The organism is Caulobacter sp. GW821-FHT10E02, from assembly GCF_059415225.1.
In genome coordinates this window covers 1590114-1604380 of record NZ_JBWKMV010000001.1, presented here as the reverse complement: position 1 = coordinate 1604380, position 14267 = coordinate 1590114, and the positions used below count along the sequence as shown (strand labels likewise).

Genomic DNA, 14267 nt, shown 5'->3' with positions numbered 1-14267 from the left:
CATGTCCGTCTGGAAGCATCACGCCAAGTTCGAGCGGCATTCGCTGCTGCTCATCATCGGCATCCTCGTCGTCGTCTCGATCGGCGGCCTCGTTGAGATCGCCCCCTTGTTCTGGCTGCAGGGCACCATCGAGAAGGTGCAGGGCGTGCGGCCCTATACCCCGCTGGAGCTGACCGGCCGCGACATCTATGTCCGCGAGGGCTGTTATCTCTGCCACTCGCAGATGATCCGCCCGCTGCGCGACGAGGTCGAACGCTACGGCCACTACAGCCTAGCCGCCGAGAGCATGTACGACCACCCATTCCAGTGGGGGTCCAAGCGCACCGGGCCCGACCTGGCCCGCGTGGGCGGCAAGTACTCCGACGCCTGGCACCGCGACCACCTGATCGACCCGCGCTCGGTGGTGCCGGAGTCGGTGATGCCGCCCTACAGGTTCCTGGCCGAGCACGAGCTGGACTATGGCGACATCGTCGACCGCATGAAGGTGCTGCGCACCGAGGGCGTGCCCTACACGGCCGACCAGCTGACCAACGCCAAGAAGGATCTCGAGGCCCAGGCCGACCCGTACTCCACGGACGCCGTCGCCCTGCGCGGCCGCTACGGGGCCAAGGTCGTCAACCGCGACTTCGACGGCGACCCGAACCGGATCACCGAGATGGACGCCCTAGTGGCCTATCTCCAGATGCTGGGGACCCAGGTCGACTTCAAATCCTACAAGGCCCAGTCGCCGGAGAACCAGCGATGAGCGACCTGTCCTACGAGACCGTGGCGCGCTTCGCCCAGCAGGGCGGGCTGATCTACTTCGGCCTGATCTTCCTGGCTGGCGTCCTCTACGCCCTGCGGCCTTCCAAGAAGGCCGAATTCCAACACGCCGCGCGCATGCCGCTGGATGACGAGGAGCTCTCCTGATGGCTTCCGAACGCAAGACCGACGACGTCACCGGCGTCGAGACCACCGGCCATGAGTGGGATGGCATCCGCGAACTGGACAACCCGCTGCCGCGCTGGTGGCTATGGGTCTGGTACGGCTCGATCGCCTTCGCCATCGGCTATTGGGTGATGATGCCCGCCTGGCCGGGGATCCACGGCTACACCAAGGGCCTGCTGCACCAGTCCGACCGCGTCGAGATCGGCAAGCAGCTGACCGCGCTGGACGTCCAGCGCGGGGCGGGCGCGGCCCAGCTGCGCACCGCCAGCCTGGAGCAGATCGAGAAGGACCCGAAGCTCCAGGCCTACGCCCAGCAGGTCGGCCAGTCGGTGTTCGGCGACAACTGCGCCACCTGCCACGGCATCGGCGGCACGGGGAGCAAGGGCTATCCGAACCTTCGTGACGACGTCTGGCTGTGGGGCGGCAAGCTGGAGGACATCCAGTACACCATCACCCACGGCGTGCGGACGGGCGCACCCGGCGCGCGGATGTCCCAGATGCCGGCCTTCGGCCGCGACGAACTGCTCAAGCCCGAGCAGATCGACGATCTGGCGGAGTACGTCGTCTACCTGTCGAACCGTCCGGCCGAGGCCGGGGCCATCGCTCGCGCCAAGCCGATCTTCGACACCCAGTGCGCGGCTTGCCACGGCGTGGAAGGCAAGGGTGACCAGTCCGTCGGCGCGCCGAACCTGACCGACGGCGAGTGGCTGTATGGCGCTGACCGCGCCGCCATCCGCGGCCAGATCTTCGCCGGCAACGGCGGGGTGATGCCGACCTGGGGCGGCCGTCTCAGCCCGGAGACCATCAAGGCCATCGCCGTCTACGTCCACGCCAATGCGGGTGGGCAATAGCGGGCCATGCCCACGGTGATCGACAACACGAAGCCCAAACCTGACGCGCGGGGGGCGGTCTCGGCCGCCGCCCGCGCCAAGGGCAAGGGCGCGCCCAAGGGCAGCGGGCTCTACAAGCCGCGCGAGCCGATCTACCCCAAGCTGGTCCACGGGACCTGGCGGCGGGTGAAGTGGGCGCTGCTGATCGCCACCCTGGCGGTCTACTACGTGACGCCCTGGATCCGCTGGAAGCGTCCCGACGGCTTCCCGCAACAGGCGGCGCTGGTCGATTTCACCGGCGGACGCTTCTACTTCTTCGACATCCAGCTGTGGCCGAAGGACGTCCACATCATCACCGGCCTGATGATCGCCGGGGCCCTGGCGCTGTTCCTGGTCACGGCGCTGTTTGGCCGGCTGTGGTGCGGCTACGCGTGTCCGCAGACGGTGTGGACCGACCTCTACATCGTCGTCGAGCGCCTGTTCGAGGGCGACCGCAACGCCCGTATGCGCCTGGACGCCGCGCCGCTGTCCTTCGACAAGCTGTGGCGCAAGACCGGCAAGCACCTGACTTGGCTGGCCATCGCCTTCGGCACCGGCGGGGCGTGGATCTTCTACTTCCACGACGCCCCGACCCTGATCCGCAGCTTCTGGACCGGCCAGGCGCCGGTGACGGCCTATGTCTCCTGCGCCCTGCTGACGGCGACCACCTATGTCTTCGCTGGCTGGATGCGCGAGCAGGTCTGCACCTACATGTGCCCGTGGCCGCGCATCCAGGGCGCCATGCTGGACCAGCACTCGTTGCAGGTGACCTATCTGCACGATCGCGGCGAGCCGCGCGGGGCTCACAAGAAGGGCCAGGACTGGACCGGGCGCGGCGACTGCATCGACTGCCGCCAGTGCGTGGTGGTCTGCCCGATGGGCATCGACATCCGCGACGGCAGCCAGATGGAGTGCATCAACTGCGGCCTCTGCGTCGACGCCTGCGACGAGATCATGGCCAAGCTGGCTCGCCCCACCGGCCTGATCGCCTATGACACCGACGCCGCCGTTGCCCGACGGGCTTGTGGTCAGAAGGCGACCTACAAGCCGGTGCGTTCGCGGACCGTCTACTACGCCCTGGCCCTGGCGGTGGTCGGCGGCCTGACCCTGTGGTCGCTGGTCAGCCGGCCCAAGGCCGATCTCCACGTCATCCGCGACCGCAACCCGATCTTCGTGCGGATGCACGATGGCGCGGTGCGTGACGGCTACACGCTGAAGATCACCAACCGCACGTTCGCCGCGCGACGCTTCGCGGTGGCCTTCGATGGCGTGCCCGGCGCGCGCCTCAGCCAGCCGGGCGCCACGGGACCCGTCAGCATCACCGTGCCGGCCGACCAGGTCGCCTCGGTGCGGGTCTTCGTCACCGCGCCCGCCGGGACGGACCTCGCCGCTAGCACGCCGGTTCGCTTCATCGCCCGCGACGACGATGTCGAGACCGCCGCCAAGACCGTCTTCCTCTCCGGAGCCGCGAACCCGCAATGACCGTCGCCGCGCAGAAACCCATCACCGGCTGGCACGTCCTGATCGGCGTGGTGCTGTTCTTCGCCGTGGTGATCGGCGTCGACACGTTTTTCATGATCAAGGCCTACGGCACCTTTTCGGGCCAAGTGGCCTCCAATCCTTATGAAGCAGGCTTGGCCTTCAACCAGACCCTGGCCCAGCGCAGACGCGAAGCGGCCCTGGGCTGGACGGCGTCGGTCCTGAGCGTCGATGACGACACCGTCGTGGTGCGCCTCGTCGACAAGGCTGGCGCGCCGCTGGACCGGCTGTCCCTGACCGGCGTGCTGGAGCGTCCGGCCACCGAGACCGGCCGTCAGGTCCTCGACTTCAAGCCCCTGGGAGACGGTCGCTACCGGGCTCGCGCCCGCCTGGACGGGGCCTGGGACCTGCGCGCCACCGCCCGCAATGGCCGTGACGAATTCGAGCTGGAGACCCGCCTGGTGGAGCCGGCCCGATGACCGCCAGCCTTACCTTCGACCGCGACCTGGAAGCCTTCGTCCGTCGCGATGAGGCCGGGCGAGGGCGGTTGGAACTGCTGGTCACCGGCGCCCGCTGCGCCGCCTGCATCCGCAAGATCGAGACCGCCGTCGCCGGTCTGCCGGGTGTCGCCGGCGCGCGGCTGAACCTGACGACCGGCAAGCTGGCCGTCGAGCTCGCCGGAAACGAAGCCCATCCCGAACGCGTCGTCGAGACCGTCGAGAGTTTGGGCTACAGCGCCTGCCTGTTCGACCCGGCCGAGGCGGTGTCCGCGATCGATCGGGAAGGTCGCGAACTGGCCGTGGCGCTGGGCGTGGCCGGCTTCGGGGCCGGCAATGTCATGATGTTCACGGTCCCGGCCTGGGCGGGGCTGTTTGGCCAGGAGCTGACGCCGACGACCTTGACCCTGATGTACTGGATGGCCGCGATTGTCGCGACGCCTTGCGCGCTGTTCGCCGGCCGGCCGTTCTTCCGCTCGGCCTGGGCGTCGCTGAAGCGCGGCAAGGCCAATATGGACGTGCCGATCTCGATCGGCGTGATCCTGACCCTGATCGTCAGTTTCTCCGAGACGATGCTGCGCGGCCAGCACGCCTATTTCGACGCCGCCGTCACCCTGCTGTTTCTGCTGCTGATCGGCCGCTATCTGGATCATCGCCTGCGCGCCAACGCTCGCTCAGCGGCGCGCGATCTGCTGGCCTTGCAGACACCCGTGGCCGTGCGGCTTTTAGGCGAGGCAGAGCAGGGCGTTCCCGTCGCCGAGATCGTCGTCGGCGATCGGCTGGTCGTGGCGCCTGGCGACCGCGTGCCCGTCGACGGCTTGGTTGAGACCGGCCGCTCGGAGATCGACAACGCGCTGATCACCGGTGAGACGGCCCTGAGCCCGGTCACCGTCGGCGCGCGTCTGCACGCCGGCGCCCTGAACCTGTCCGGCCGGCTGGTCATGACCGCCACGGCGCGCAGCGAGGACTCCACCCTGGCTGCCATCGCCCGGCTGATGGAGGCCGGCGCCCAGACCCGCTCAGCCTATGTCCGCCTCGCCGACAAGGCCGCCGCGCTCTACGTGCCCGTCGTCCACACCGTCGCGGCCGCGACCTTCGTCGGCGGCTGGGCGCTGGGCCTGGGTCCGCGCGAGGCGCTGCTGCGGGCGGCGGCGGTGCTGATCGTCACCTGTCCCTGCGCCCTGGGCCTGGCCGCGCCCGCCGTGCAGATCGCCGCCAGCAGCCGGCTGTTCCGCAAGGGCGTGCTGGTCAAGTCGGGCGCGGCCCTGGAGCGATTGGCCGAGGTCGATCACGTGGTTTTCGACAAGACCGGCGTGCTGACCGAAGGCCGCCCGCGCCTGGTCGACGCTCCGGACCATCTGGTCGCCCTGGCCGCGCCGCTGGCCCGCGCCTCGCGCCACCCGCTGGCCAAGGCCCTGGCTGCTCAGGCTGGCGCAGGTCCCGTCGCCGCCGAAGCGGTCGAGACGGCCGGGCAGGGCGTCGAGGGCCTGATCGACGGGCGGCGCGCGCGTCTGGGCCGCGCCGCTTTCGTCGGGATCAGGGACAGTGACGACCGCGAGACCGAGCTGTGGTTCGGCTTCGAGAACGACGTGAAGATCCGCTTCGTGTTCGAGGACCGGCCCCGCGCCGACGCCGCCGAGGCGATCGCGCGCCTGTGCCGGATGGGCCTGTCGGTCGAGGTGCTGTCGGGTGACCTCGCCGGCCCGGTGGGCGACATCGCCCGCGCAGTCGGCATCGATCACTGGCGAGCCGGCCTGACGCCGTTCGACAAGGCCGCCATCGTCGATGACCTCAAGGCGCAAGGCCGCAAGGTGCTGATGGTTGGCGACGGCCTCAACGACGCCGCCGCCCTGGCCAAGGCCCACGCTTCGATGGCCCCCGGCGCGGCGGTCGACGCCGCCCAGAACGCAGCCGACCTGGTCTTCACGGGCGAGGAGCTCGGCGCGGTGGCCGAGGCGATCGACACCGCGCGCTCGGCTCGCCGCCGGGCGCTGGAGAACTTCGGCTTCTCGGCGCTCTACAACTTCGTGGCCATGCCGGCGGCGATGGCGGGGCTGGTCAATCCGTTCATCGCGGCCCTGGCCATGTCTGGCTCGTCTATCGTGGTGCTGCTGAACGCCGCGCGGCCGCGCCTGTGGAGAGGCAGATGAACATCGTCCTGTTCCTGGCACCGGCCTCCATCGGTCTCGGCGCGCTGGGCCTGTTGGCCTTCTTCTGGACCATGCGCTCGGGCCAGTACGAGGACCTCAAGGGCGACGCCGAGCGCATTCTCTACGACCATCTCGACGAGAAGCCTCCGACCCAGGATTGACGCCGATCAAGGTTCGAGTTCGCCGAACGCGGCATGTGTGAGCCATGCCGTTCGATCCCGCCGATCTCCGCAAGCTGCCCCTGCTGGTGTCCGCCTCGACCGAGAGCTTCACCCAACTGACCCGCGACGCCGTGCTGCAACGCGTTTCGCGCCGGACCGCCCTGACGGTCGAGGGCGAGGTCAGCGCCCATCTTCCGATCCTGACGGAAGGCGCGGTCGCGTTGGAGAGCGGGCAGGGCGCGACCCTGGCCCTGCTGGAGGCGCCAGCCACGGTGATGCTGGCTTCGGTCGTGCTGGACGTCCCGGCTCTGGTCACCGCCTGGGCCGTGCCGCGTAGCGAAGTTCTGCTGATCCCGGGCGAGGCGCTGCGCCAGGCCGCCCGCACCGATCCCGCCTTGGCCTTCGCCGTTTCCGAGGAGCTGTCCGGCTGCTACAGCGGTGTGGTGCGGGCCCTGAAGAACCAGCGGCTGCGCGGGACGCTGGAGCGCCTCGCCAACTACCTGCTGACCCACCACCGCCGCCAGGACGGCGCGACCAGCCTGCGCTTGCCCAGTCGCAAGCGGGTGCTGGCCTCGCTGCTGGGCATGACGCCCGAGAACCTGTCGCGCGGCTTCGCCAGCCTGGCGCCGCTGGGCGTCGAGGTCGACGGCCCGACCGTCACCTTGAAGCGGCCGAGCGCCCTGATGCAGCTAGCTGGCCCCGACGCCGCCATCGACAACCACGCCGCCTTCGACGCCACCCATCCCGGCCAGGCCGACCGCGAGCGTCGCCGCCTCCAAGCCTTCGAGGACGTCCGCCCATGATCCCCGCCCAGCGCGTCCACGCCGAGCGCAACCTGCCGCGCTACACCAGCTATCCGACGGCCCTGGCCTTCGACACCGCCCACGCCGACGAGGCGCAGGCCTGGTATGGCGCGACCCGGCCTGACGACACGCTGTCGGCCTATGTCCACGTGCCGTTCTGCCGGCGGCTGTGCTGGTACTGCGGTTGCCACACCTCGATCGCGCCGACCTACGACCGGGTCGGGAGCTATCTCGACGTGCTCCGGCGCGAGATCGACCTCGTCGCCGCACGCCTGGGCGAGCACAACGGCCTGGCGCACCTGCATTTCGGTGGCGGCAGCCCAAACGCCTTGCGGCCCGCCGACTTCATCGGCCTGACCCGCCAGCTGGTGCACGCCTTCAACCTGCTACCGGGCGCGGAGATCGCCGCTGAACTGGATCCGGGAATGCTGTCGTCGGCCTTCATCGAGGCGGCCGGCGAAGCCGGCGTGACCCGCGTCAGCTTGGGCGTCCAAACCTTTGATCCAACAGTCCAATCCCTGGTCAATCGCGTCCAGCCCTACGACCAGGTGGCGCGGGCGGTTGAGGGCCTGCGCGGCGCCGGCGTCGGCCGGCTGAACTTCGACCTGATGTACGGCCTGCCGGGCCAGACGCCCGACAACGTCCACGCTTCGGCGCGGGCGGCCGTCGCCCTGCGGCCCGACCGCATCGCGGTGTTCGGTTACGCCCACGTACCGTGGATGAAGAAGCACCAGACGATGATCCGCGAGGCCGACCTCGCCGATCTCGACGGGCGCTGGCTGCAGGCCGAGGCGGCCGACGCCGCCCTGGTCGAGGCCGGCTATGTGCGGATCGGCCTCGACCACTACGCCTTGCCCGACGACGCCTTGAGCCATGCGGCGGCGGAGGGTCGGCTGCGGCGCAACTTCCAGGGCTATACCGATGACGCGGCTGCTGTGCTGGTGCCGATCGGGCCCTCGTCGATCGGCCAGTTCCGAGAAGGCTTCGTCCAGAACCACGTGCCGTCCGATCAATGGGCGGCGCGGATTGCCCAGGGCGAGCTGCCGCTGAACCGGGCGTTGGCGATCGGCGACGAGGACCGCCTGCGCGCCCTCGTGATCGAGCGGCTGATGTGCGACATGGCCGTCGATGTCGAGGCGGTGTGCCAAGGGCAAGGGATGTCCAGCGACCTGCTGGCCGGGAGTTTCGAGACCATCGACGCCCTGGCGCTAGCGGGCCTGTGCCATCGGGACGGCGCGGTGATCTCGATCCCCGAGACGGCGCGGCGCCTGATGCGCGTGGTCGCCGCCGCCTTCGACGCCCGCTTGCCCAAGACGACCGAGCGGCACGCCAAAGCCGTGTGATTATGTAACGCGTTCTCAAGTTCGCGCCTCGGCGCTATGAGAACGGCATGCGACGCAAGACGACATGGTGGCGGAACCTGGGAGGCCTTCTGGTCGCCTGCGTCCTGACCCTGCTCGTCGCGGCGCCGGCGGTCAGCTCGGCCGCCTGCCTCTGCGTCGACGACCCGCCGGCCGCCAGCCAGGCGATCCAGGCCGACCACCAGCAGGACAGCGCGCCGTGCAAGGCCGCCTGCTGCCTGGGCGGTCACTGCCATCACGCCGGCCCCGCGCTGGGCGCGCTGATCTCGACCGGCGTCACGCTGTCCCCGGTAGCGGCTCGGCACGCGATCGCGCTCGGCCATGTGCTGCCGTCGCTGACGGCCTCCGCTCTCGATCGCCCCCCTCGCGCCTGACGATCCGCGCGCCTTTTGCGCGCTGTCGTCATGTCTTAGCGAGGAATCCTCATGTCATCGAACCGATGGCCGCTGCGCGCGGCCTTGGCGTCAACCCTGTGCGGCGCGCTCTACGGAGTCGCCGCGGCCCAGACGGCGCCGCCCCTTGAAACCCTTCTGAAGGAAGCCGCCGCGCCGCGCTTGGCCGTCGGCGAAGCCGAGACCCGCGCCGCCGAAGGTCGCGCCCTGCAGGCCAGGGCTCGACCTAATCCAATGGTGGAGCTTCAGGTCGAAAACACTGGCGGTAATGGGCCTTATCGCGACTTCCAGAGCGCCGAGACGACCTTGTCGATCGGCCAGGCCCTGGAGCTGGGCGGCAAACGCGGCGCACGCATCGCCACGGCCCAGGCCGAGCTGGACACCGCTCGATCGCGCGCTGGTCTCAGCCGTGTCGCCTATGCCCGCGATCTCGTCGTCGCCTACGCGTCCGCAGAGGCCGCGGGTGAGCGACTGAGCGTCGCCCGGGACGCCAACGAGCTGGCCGAGGCCGACGCCCGCGCGGCGCGGCTGCTGGTCGACAACGGCAAGGAAGCCGAGTTGCGCGCCCTGCAAGCCCGCGCGGCGGTCTCGGCGGCCCAGGCCGAGGTCTCGCGCGCCGAGGCTGAGTCCGGCGCGGCCCTGGCGCGGCTGTCGGCCTTGGCTGGCGGCGAGCGGACCTTCACGGCTGTCACGCCTGGGGCGCTGGACCGCGCCTGGTCGGTGACGTCTTCCACGCAAGCGCCGGCGGTCGCCGTCGCCGAGGCCGAGCAGCGGGTCGCGACCCGCAAGCTCGACCTGGAGCGTCGTCGCGCCACGCCCGATCTCACCGTCAATTTCGGTGTCCGCCGTTTGGCCGGCGATGACGCCACCGCCGCCGTGGCTGGCTTCTCGCTGCCCCTGCCGCTGTTCGATCGCAACCGCGGCGCGGTGAAGTCGGCGCAGGCCGAGGCGGATGCGGCCCTCGCTCGCCTGCTGATCGCCCAGGCCGACGCGGTCGCCGACCGCCGCAGCGCCGAGGGCGAGGCGAGGGCGGCCGAACGCTCCACCGCCGCCGCCCGAGAAGGCGAGGCCGCCGCGCGCGAAGCCTACCGCTTGGCCCGCCTGGGCTACGAGGCCGGCAAGCTGCCGCTGATCGAGCTGCTCTCGGCGCGCCGCGACCTCGTCGCCGCCCGCCAACGCAACATCGAGGCGCGCCTGGCGCGCGCCAAGGCCCTGGCCGATCTCGCCCAGGCCAACGGACAGATCGCTTTCGGAGACGCCCGATGACCGAGCGCAAATGGATCCTCGCCGGCGCCGCGAGCGCGCTGGTCGTCACCGCCGGTCTGGGCTTTGGCCTCGGCCGTCTGAGCGACAAGGCGCCGGCCGCCGCTGAAGAGCACGCCGAGGCGGAAGCCCCGCACGAAGAGGGCTTTGTAGCGCTGTCCGCCGCCGACGCCGTCAAGGCCGGGGTGCTGACCACCTCGGTCGGACGCGGTGGCGGCTCAGAGCTGGTCCTGCCCGGCCGTGTCGCCCTGGCCGTCAACGCCTCGGCGGCCCTGGGCGCGCCGGTGTCGGGAACGGTCGAGCGCGTCCACGTCGCTGCTGGCGACCGCGTGGCCGCCGGCGCGGCCATCGCCACTCTGCGCAGCGCCGAGGGCGCGGGCGCCCGGGCCTCCGTCGACGCCGCAGCTGCCGGCGCGCGCGCCGCCCAGGCCGCCGCCGCGCGGGATCGCCGCCTGTTCGACGCGGGCGTCGTCGCGCGTCACGACTGGGAAGCCAGCCAGGCCGTCGCCGACAAGGCCCAGGCCGAACTGCGCGCCGCCCGCGCCCAGGTCGCCGCTCAAGGCGCTCCGAGCGCCGGCGGCCTTGCGACCTTGCGCGCCCCGATCGCCGGGGTCGTCACCCGCATTGACGCGCGGGTCGGCGGCTTTCTCACGCAGGGCGGTCTCGTCGCCGAGATCGCCGACCAGGATCAGGTGGAATACGTCTTCGACGCCCCGCCGGCTTCTGCTGACGCCATCCACGTTGGCGACATTGTCATGGTCCAGCGGCCGGATGGCGGCGAAGCCGGCGCTCGTATCGTCGCCGTCGCGCCCAGCGCGCTCGGGGCCGGCGCGGCGGTCGTGCGCGCCAAGCCGACCGCGCCCGCGCCGCAGATCGGCTCCATCGTCTCGGCCAGGGTGATCCTGGCCAAGGGGCAGGGCGGGCTGACCGTCCCGGCCGAGGCCGTCCAGACCCTGGAAGGCCGCTCGGTGGTGTTCGTCGCCGAGCCCAAGGGCTTCCGCGCCACGCCGGTCGTTACCGGCCGCACCGCCGCCGGCTCTGTCGAGATCCTCAAGGGTCTGACGGGCAGCGAGACCCTCGCCGGCAAGGGCGCCTTCCGCCTGAAGGCGGAACTGGGCAAGAGCGAAGCGGGGCACGAGGACTGATCATGCTCAATCGCCTCATCGACCTTTCGGTCCGCTTCCGGTGGATCGTCGTGTTGCTGGCCGTGGCGCTGCTGGCGTTCGGCCTGCAGCAGCTGTCGCGCCTGCCGATCGACGCCGTGCCCGACATCACCAACCGCCAGGTGCAGATCAACACGATCGCGCCCGCCCTGGGCCCTGAGGAGGTCGAGCGGCAGGTGACCTTCCCGCTGGAAACGGCCCTGGCCGGGACGCCGGGGTTGGTGGAGACCCGCTCGCTGTCGCGACACGGCTTCTCGCAGATCACCGCCGTCTTCACCGACAAAACCGACCTCTATTTCGCTCGCACCCTGATCAACGAGCGTCTGCAAGCGGCGCGCGCGAACTTACCCGACGGTCTGGAGCCCAGCATGGGTCCGCCGGTCACGGGCCTGGGCGAGGTCTATATCTGGATCGTCGAGTTCAAGGGCGCTGCGGCCCGCGCGGGTGTCCCCTATGTCACGCCCGAGGGCGAGACCCTGCGGACCGACATCGAGAAGGCCACCTATCTACGCACGGTCCAGGACTGGATCGTCGCGCCGCAGCTGAAGACGCTGAACGGCGTGGCCGGTGTCGACGTGTTGGGCGGCTACGTCAAGGAGTATGCCGTCCATCCCGACCCGGCCAAGCTGGCGGCGCGCGGCATCAGCCTGTCGCAGTTGGTCGAGGCGCTGGAGCACTCCAACCGCATCGCCGGGGCCGGCTACGTCCAGCGCGGCGGCGAGGCGTATATCGTCCGGACGGATGCGCGGGTCAAAAGCCTGGCCGAACTAGCCGACACCCCGATCGGCCGGCGAAACGGCGCCGTCGTCAAGGTTTCGGACGTCGCCACGGTCGCCATCGGCCATGCCCCACGCCTGGGCTCGGCCAGCGAGAACGGTCGCGAGGTGGTGATCGGCACGGCCCTGATGCTGGTCGGCGAGAACAGCCGCACCGTCGCGGCTCGGGTCGATGAGCGCCTGAAGGCTATCGCCGCCAGCCTGCCGCCCGACGTGGTGGTCAAGCCGGTGCTGGACCGCACCCGGCTAGTCGACGCCAACATCCGCACGGTCGAACACAACCTGACGGTCGGGGCGCTGCTGGTCATCGCGGTGCTGTTCTTCGCGCTGGGCAACTTCCGCGCCGCCCTGATCACGGCGCTGGTCATCCCGCTGTCGTTCCTGATCGCCGCCATCGCCATGCGGCGGTTCGGGATCAGCGGCAATCTGATGAGTCTGGGGGCGCTGGACTTCGGCCTGATCGTCGATGGCGCCGTGGTGGTGATCGAGAACACGCTTGGACGCTTGGCCCAGCGCCGGGACGCCGAGGGGCGGCCCCTGACCGCCGGCGAACGGCTGTCGATCGCCATCGACGCGGCCAAGGAGATGGCCCGCCCCGCCGCCTTCGGCCAGGCGATCATCCTCTTGGTCTATGCTCCGCTGCTGACCTTCGAGGGCGTCGAAGGCAAGATGTTCACGCCCATGGCCGCCACGGTGATGTTCGCCCTGGCCGGGGCGTTCGTCCTGTCCCTGACCCTGGTCCCGGCCCTGACCGCCCTGGCGGTGCGCGAGCCCAAGGGCCACGGCGAGACCAAGGGCATGAGGGCCGTCCGCACGCGCTTCGAGCCGGTGCTGCGCGCCGCCGTCGCCCGTCCGAAGGCGGTGGCCGGCGGCGCGGTCTTGGCCTTGGCGCTCGGCGTCGTCGCCTTCTTCGCCCTGGGCCGCGAGTTCGCCCCGACGCTGGACGAGGGCGACCTGCTGGTCCAGGCCAGCCGTGTGCCCTCGATCTCGCTGGAGGAGAGCCAGGCCATGCAGTTCGAGGTCGAGAAGGTGCTCTCGGCCCAGCCCGAGGTCGCTCTGGTCTTCACCCGCACCGGCACCGCCGAAATCGCTTCGGACCCGATGCCGCCCAGCGCCTCGGACACCTTCGTGATCCTGAAGCCTCGCAAGGACTGGCCTAACCCCACCCTCTCGAAAGCCGAGCTGGTCGAGCGGATGGAAGGCGACCTCTCCAAGCTAATCGGCAACGCCTACGAGTTCACCCAGCCGATCCAGATGCGCTTCAACGAGCTGATTGCCGGGGTGCGTTCGGATGTGGCGGTGAAGGTCTATGGCGACGACTTCGCCGCCATGAGCAGGACAGCCGATCAGGTCGCTGCGACCTTGCGCAAGGTCCCAGGCGCGGCGGACGTCAAGGTCGAGCAGATCTCCGGCCAGCCGACCATCACCGCCAGCGTCGATCGCACGGCCGCCGCCGCCCTGGGCGTCCACGCCAGCGACGCGGCCGACGCGCTGGAGATCGGCCTGGGCGGACGCGAGGCCGGCCACATCCTGGAAGGCGATCGCCGCTTCGACGTGGTCGTGCGCCTGGACGACGCCTCGCGCGCCGACCCGGCGGCCATGGGGCAACTGCCCGTGGTCTCGGAGAGCGGCGAGGGCGGCAGCGCCATCCCGCTGTCCAGCATCGCCCGCTTCGACACCGCCGAGGGTCCCAACCAGGTCAGCCGCGAGAACGGCAAGCGGCGGATCGTGGTCCAGGCCAATGTCCGGGGCCGCGACCTTGGCGGCTTCGTCGCCGACGCCCAGGCCGCCGTGGCGCGGGACGTCAAGCCGCCGCCGGGCTCCTGGCTCGACTGGGGCGGGCAGTTCCAGAACCTGGAGCGGGCCAGCGCGCGGCTGGCGATCATCGTGCCGGTGGTGTTCCTGGTCATCGCCGTGCTGCTGTTCTTCGCCTTGGGCTCGGCGAGCGAGGTTGCGCTGGTCTTCGCCTGCGTGCCCCTGGCCTTGGTCGGCGGAGCGCTGGCGCTGCTGCTGCGGGGAATGCCGTTCTCGATCTCGGCGGCGGTCGGCTTCATCGCCGTCTCGGGCGTCGCGACCCTGAACGGCCTGGTGCTGATGCAGAGCATCAAGCAGCGGATGGAGGGAGCGAGCGACATCGCCGCCGCCGTCATCGACGGCACGGTCGGTCGCTTGCGGGCGGTGCTGACCACCGCGCTGGTGGCGATCCTGGGATTCATCCCGATGGCGCTGGCCATCGGTCCCGGGGCCGAGGTCCAGAAGCCCCTGGCCACGGTGGTGGTCGGCGGCCTGCTGACCTCGACCGTGCTGACCCTGCTGGTGCTGCCCAGCTTCTATGTCTGGCTCGCCCGGCGGCGCGTGGGGAGGGCGCCTGCGATTTAGGCAGTTTGCTCGCAAGACGGTCAGACGCGTCGACAAGGCTCCTCAAG

General features: G+C 70.5%; 13 protein-coding genes. All 13 read left to right on the top strand.

Annotated features, from left to right (window positions below):
• The first annotated feature begins 1 nt into the window (after position 1).
• The 13 genes from ccoO to AC07NI_RS07140 are packed head-to-tail and all read left to right on the top strand — an operon-like array spanning position 2 to position 14220.
• Positions 2 to 745 carry a cytochrome-c oxidase, cbb3-type subunit II gene (gene ccoO, locus AC07NI_RS07200; protein ID WP_494617276.1) on the top strand — a complete coding sequence of 248 codons (744 nt, stop codon included), beginning with the start codon at positions 2 to 4 and terminating at the stop codon, positions 743 to 745.
• Entirely contained in the window at positions 742 to 909 is a 168-nt protein-coding gene (locus AC07NI_RS07195) for a cbb3-type cytochrome c oxidase subunit 3 (protein WP_494617272.1), read from the top strand. The genes ccoO and AC07NI_RS07195 overlap by 4 nt, the downstream gene beginning before the upstream one ends.
• Positions 909 to 1778 (top strand): cytochrome-c oxidase, cbb3-type subunit III, encoded by an 870-nt coding sequence (gene ccoP / locus AC07NI_RS07190; RefSeq protein ID WP_494617268.1) that lies wholly within the window; start codon positions 909 to 911, stop codon positions 1776 to 1778. Before AC07NI_RS07195 ends, ccoP begins: the two co-directional genes overlap by 1 nt.
• Positions 1779 to 1784: 6 nt before the next feature.
• A complete protein-coding gene (gene ccoG, locus AC07NI_RS07185) occupies positions 1785 to 3278 on the top strand; it encodes a cytochrome c oxidase accessory protein CcoG (protein ID WP_494617266.1) in 1494 nt (497 codons plus the stop codon).
• Positions 3275 to 3754 carry a FixH family protein gene (locus tag AC07NI_RS07180; protein WP_494617264.1) on the top strand — a complete coding sequence of 160 codons (480 nt, stop codon included), beginning with the start codon at positions 3275 to 3277 and terminating at the stop codon, positions 3752 to 3754. Before ccoG ends, AC07NI_RS07180 begins: the two co-directional genes overlap by 4 nt.
• Positions 3751 to 5922: a heavy metal translocating P-type ATPase gene (locus AC07NI_RS07175; protein WP_494617262.1), complete on the top strand. Its 2172-nt coding sequence runs from the start codon at positions 3751 to 3753 to the stop codon at positions 5920 to 5922. The genes AC07NI_RS07180 and AC07NI_RS07175 overlap by 4 nt, the downstream gene beginning before the upstream one ends.
• Entirely contained in the window at positions 5919 to 6083 is a 165-nt protein-coding gene (ccoS, locus tag AC07NI_RS07170) for a cbb3-type cytochrome oxidase assembly protein CcoS (protein WP_494617260.1), read from the top strand. The genes AC07NI_RS07175 and ccoS overlap by 4 nt, the downstream gene beginning before the upstream one ends.
• Positions 6084 to 6127: 44 nt before the next feature.
• Entirely contained in the window at positions 6128 to 6886 is a 759-nt protein-coding gene (gene ftrB, locus AC07NI_RS07165) for a transcriptional activator FtrB (RefSeq protein WP_494617254.1), read from the top strand.
• The gene (hemN, locus tag AC07NI_RS07160; protein WP_494617252.1) at positions 6883 to 8229 is read left to right on the top strand and encodes an oxygen-independent coproporphyrinogen III oxidase; all 1347 of its coding nucleotides are present in this window, start codon (positions 6883 to 6885) and stop codon (positions 8227 to 8229) included. The genes ftrB and hemN overlap by 4 nt, the downstream gene beginning before the upstream one ends.
• Positions 8230 to 8276: 47 nt before the next feature.
• Complete coding sequence (locus tag AC07NI_RS07155; protein ID WP_494617250.1) at positions 8277 to 8621, top strand: hypothetical protein; 345 nt, start codon at positions 8277 to 8279, stop codon at positions 8619 to 8621.
• Positions 8622 to 8672: 51 nt separating this feature from the next.
• Positions 8673 to 9905 carry a TolC family protein gene (locus tag AC07NI_RS07150; RefSeq protein ID WP_494617248.1) on the top strand — a complete coding sequence of 411 codons (1233 nt, stop codon included), beginning with the start codon at positions 8673 to 8675 and terminating at the stop codon, positions 9903 to 9905.
• Positions 9902 to 11047: an efflux RND transporter periplasmic adaptor subunit gene (locus AC07NI_RS07145; protein ID WP_494617245.1), complete on the top strand. Its 1146-nt coding sequence runs from the start codon at positions 9902 to 9904 to the stop codon at positions 11045 to 11047. Before AC07NI_RS07150 ends, AC07NI_RS07145 begins: the two co-directional genes overlap by 4 nt.
• A gap of 2 nt (positions 11048 to 11049) precedes the next feature.
• Positions 11050 to 14220, top strand: a complete 3171-nt coding sequence (locus AC07NI_RS07140; protein WP_494617243.1) for an efflux RND transporter permease subunit — start codon at positions 11050 to 11052, stop codon at positions 14218 to 14220.
• The last annotated feature ends 47 nt before the right edge of the window (positions 14221 to 14267 follow it).

Excerpts from the sequence above, each read along its gene's own strand:
- AC07NI_RS07175 (WP_494617262.1), top strand. The coding sequence starts at position 3,751 with ATGACCGCCAGCCTTACCTTCGACCGCGACCTGGAAGCCTTCGTCCGT.
- AC07NI_RS07150 (WP_494617248.1), top strand. The coding sequence starts at position 8,673 with ATGTCATCGAACCGATGGCCGCTGCGCGCGGCCTTGGCGTCAACCCTG.
- AC07NI_RS07140 (WP_494617243.1), top strand. The coding sequence starts at position 11,050 with ATGCTCAATCGCCTCATCGACCTTTCGGTCCGCTTCCGGTGGATCGTC.
- AC07NI_RS07180 (WP_494617264.1), top strand. The coding sequence starts at position 3,275 with ATGACCGTCGCCGCGCAGAAACCCATCACCGGCTGGCACGTCCTGATC.
- ccoP (WP_494617268.1), top strand. The coding sequence starts at position 909 with ATGGCTTCCGAACGCAAGACCGACGACGTCACCGGCGTCGAGACCACC.
- ccoO (WP_494617276.1), top strand. The coding sequence starts at position 2 with ATGTCCGTCTGGAAGCATCACGCCAAGTTCGAGCGGCATTCGCTGCTG.
- AC07NI_RS07195 (WP_494617272.1), top strand. The coding sequence starts at position 742 with ATGAGCGACCTGTCCTACGAGACCGTGGCGCGCTTCGCCCAGCAGGGC.
- AC07NI_RS07155 (WP_494617250.1), top strand. The coding sequence starts at position 8,277 with ATGCGACGCAAGACGACATGGTGGCGGAACCTGGGAGGCCTTCTGGTC.
- hemN (WP_494617252.1), top strand. The coding sequence starts at position 6,883 with ATGATCCCCGCCCAGCGCGTCCACGCCGAGCGCAACCTGCCGCGCTAC.
- ccoS (WP_494617260.1), top strand. The coding sequence starts at position 5,919 with ATGAACATCGTCCTGTTCCTGGCACCGGCCTCCATCGGTCTCGGCGCG.
- AC07NI_RS07145 (WP_494617245.1), top strand. The coding sequence starts at position 9,902 with ATGACCGAGCGCAAATGGATCCTCGCCGGCGCCGCGAGCGCGCTGGTC.
- ccoG (WP_494617266.1), top strand. The coding sequence starts at position 1,785 with ATGCCCACGGTGATCGACAACACGAAGCCCAAACCTGACGCGCGGGGG.
- ftrB (WP_494617254.1), top strand. The coding sequence starts at position 6,128 with ATGCCGTTCGATCCCGCCGATCTCCGCAAGCTGCCCCTGCTGGTGTCC.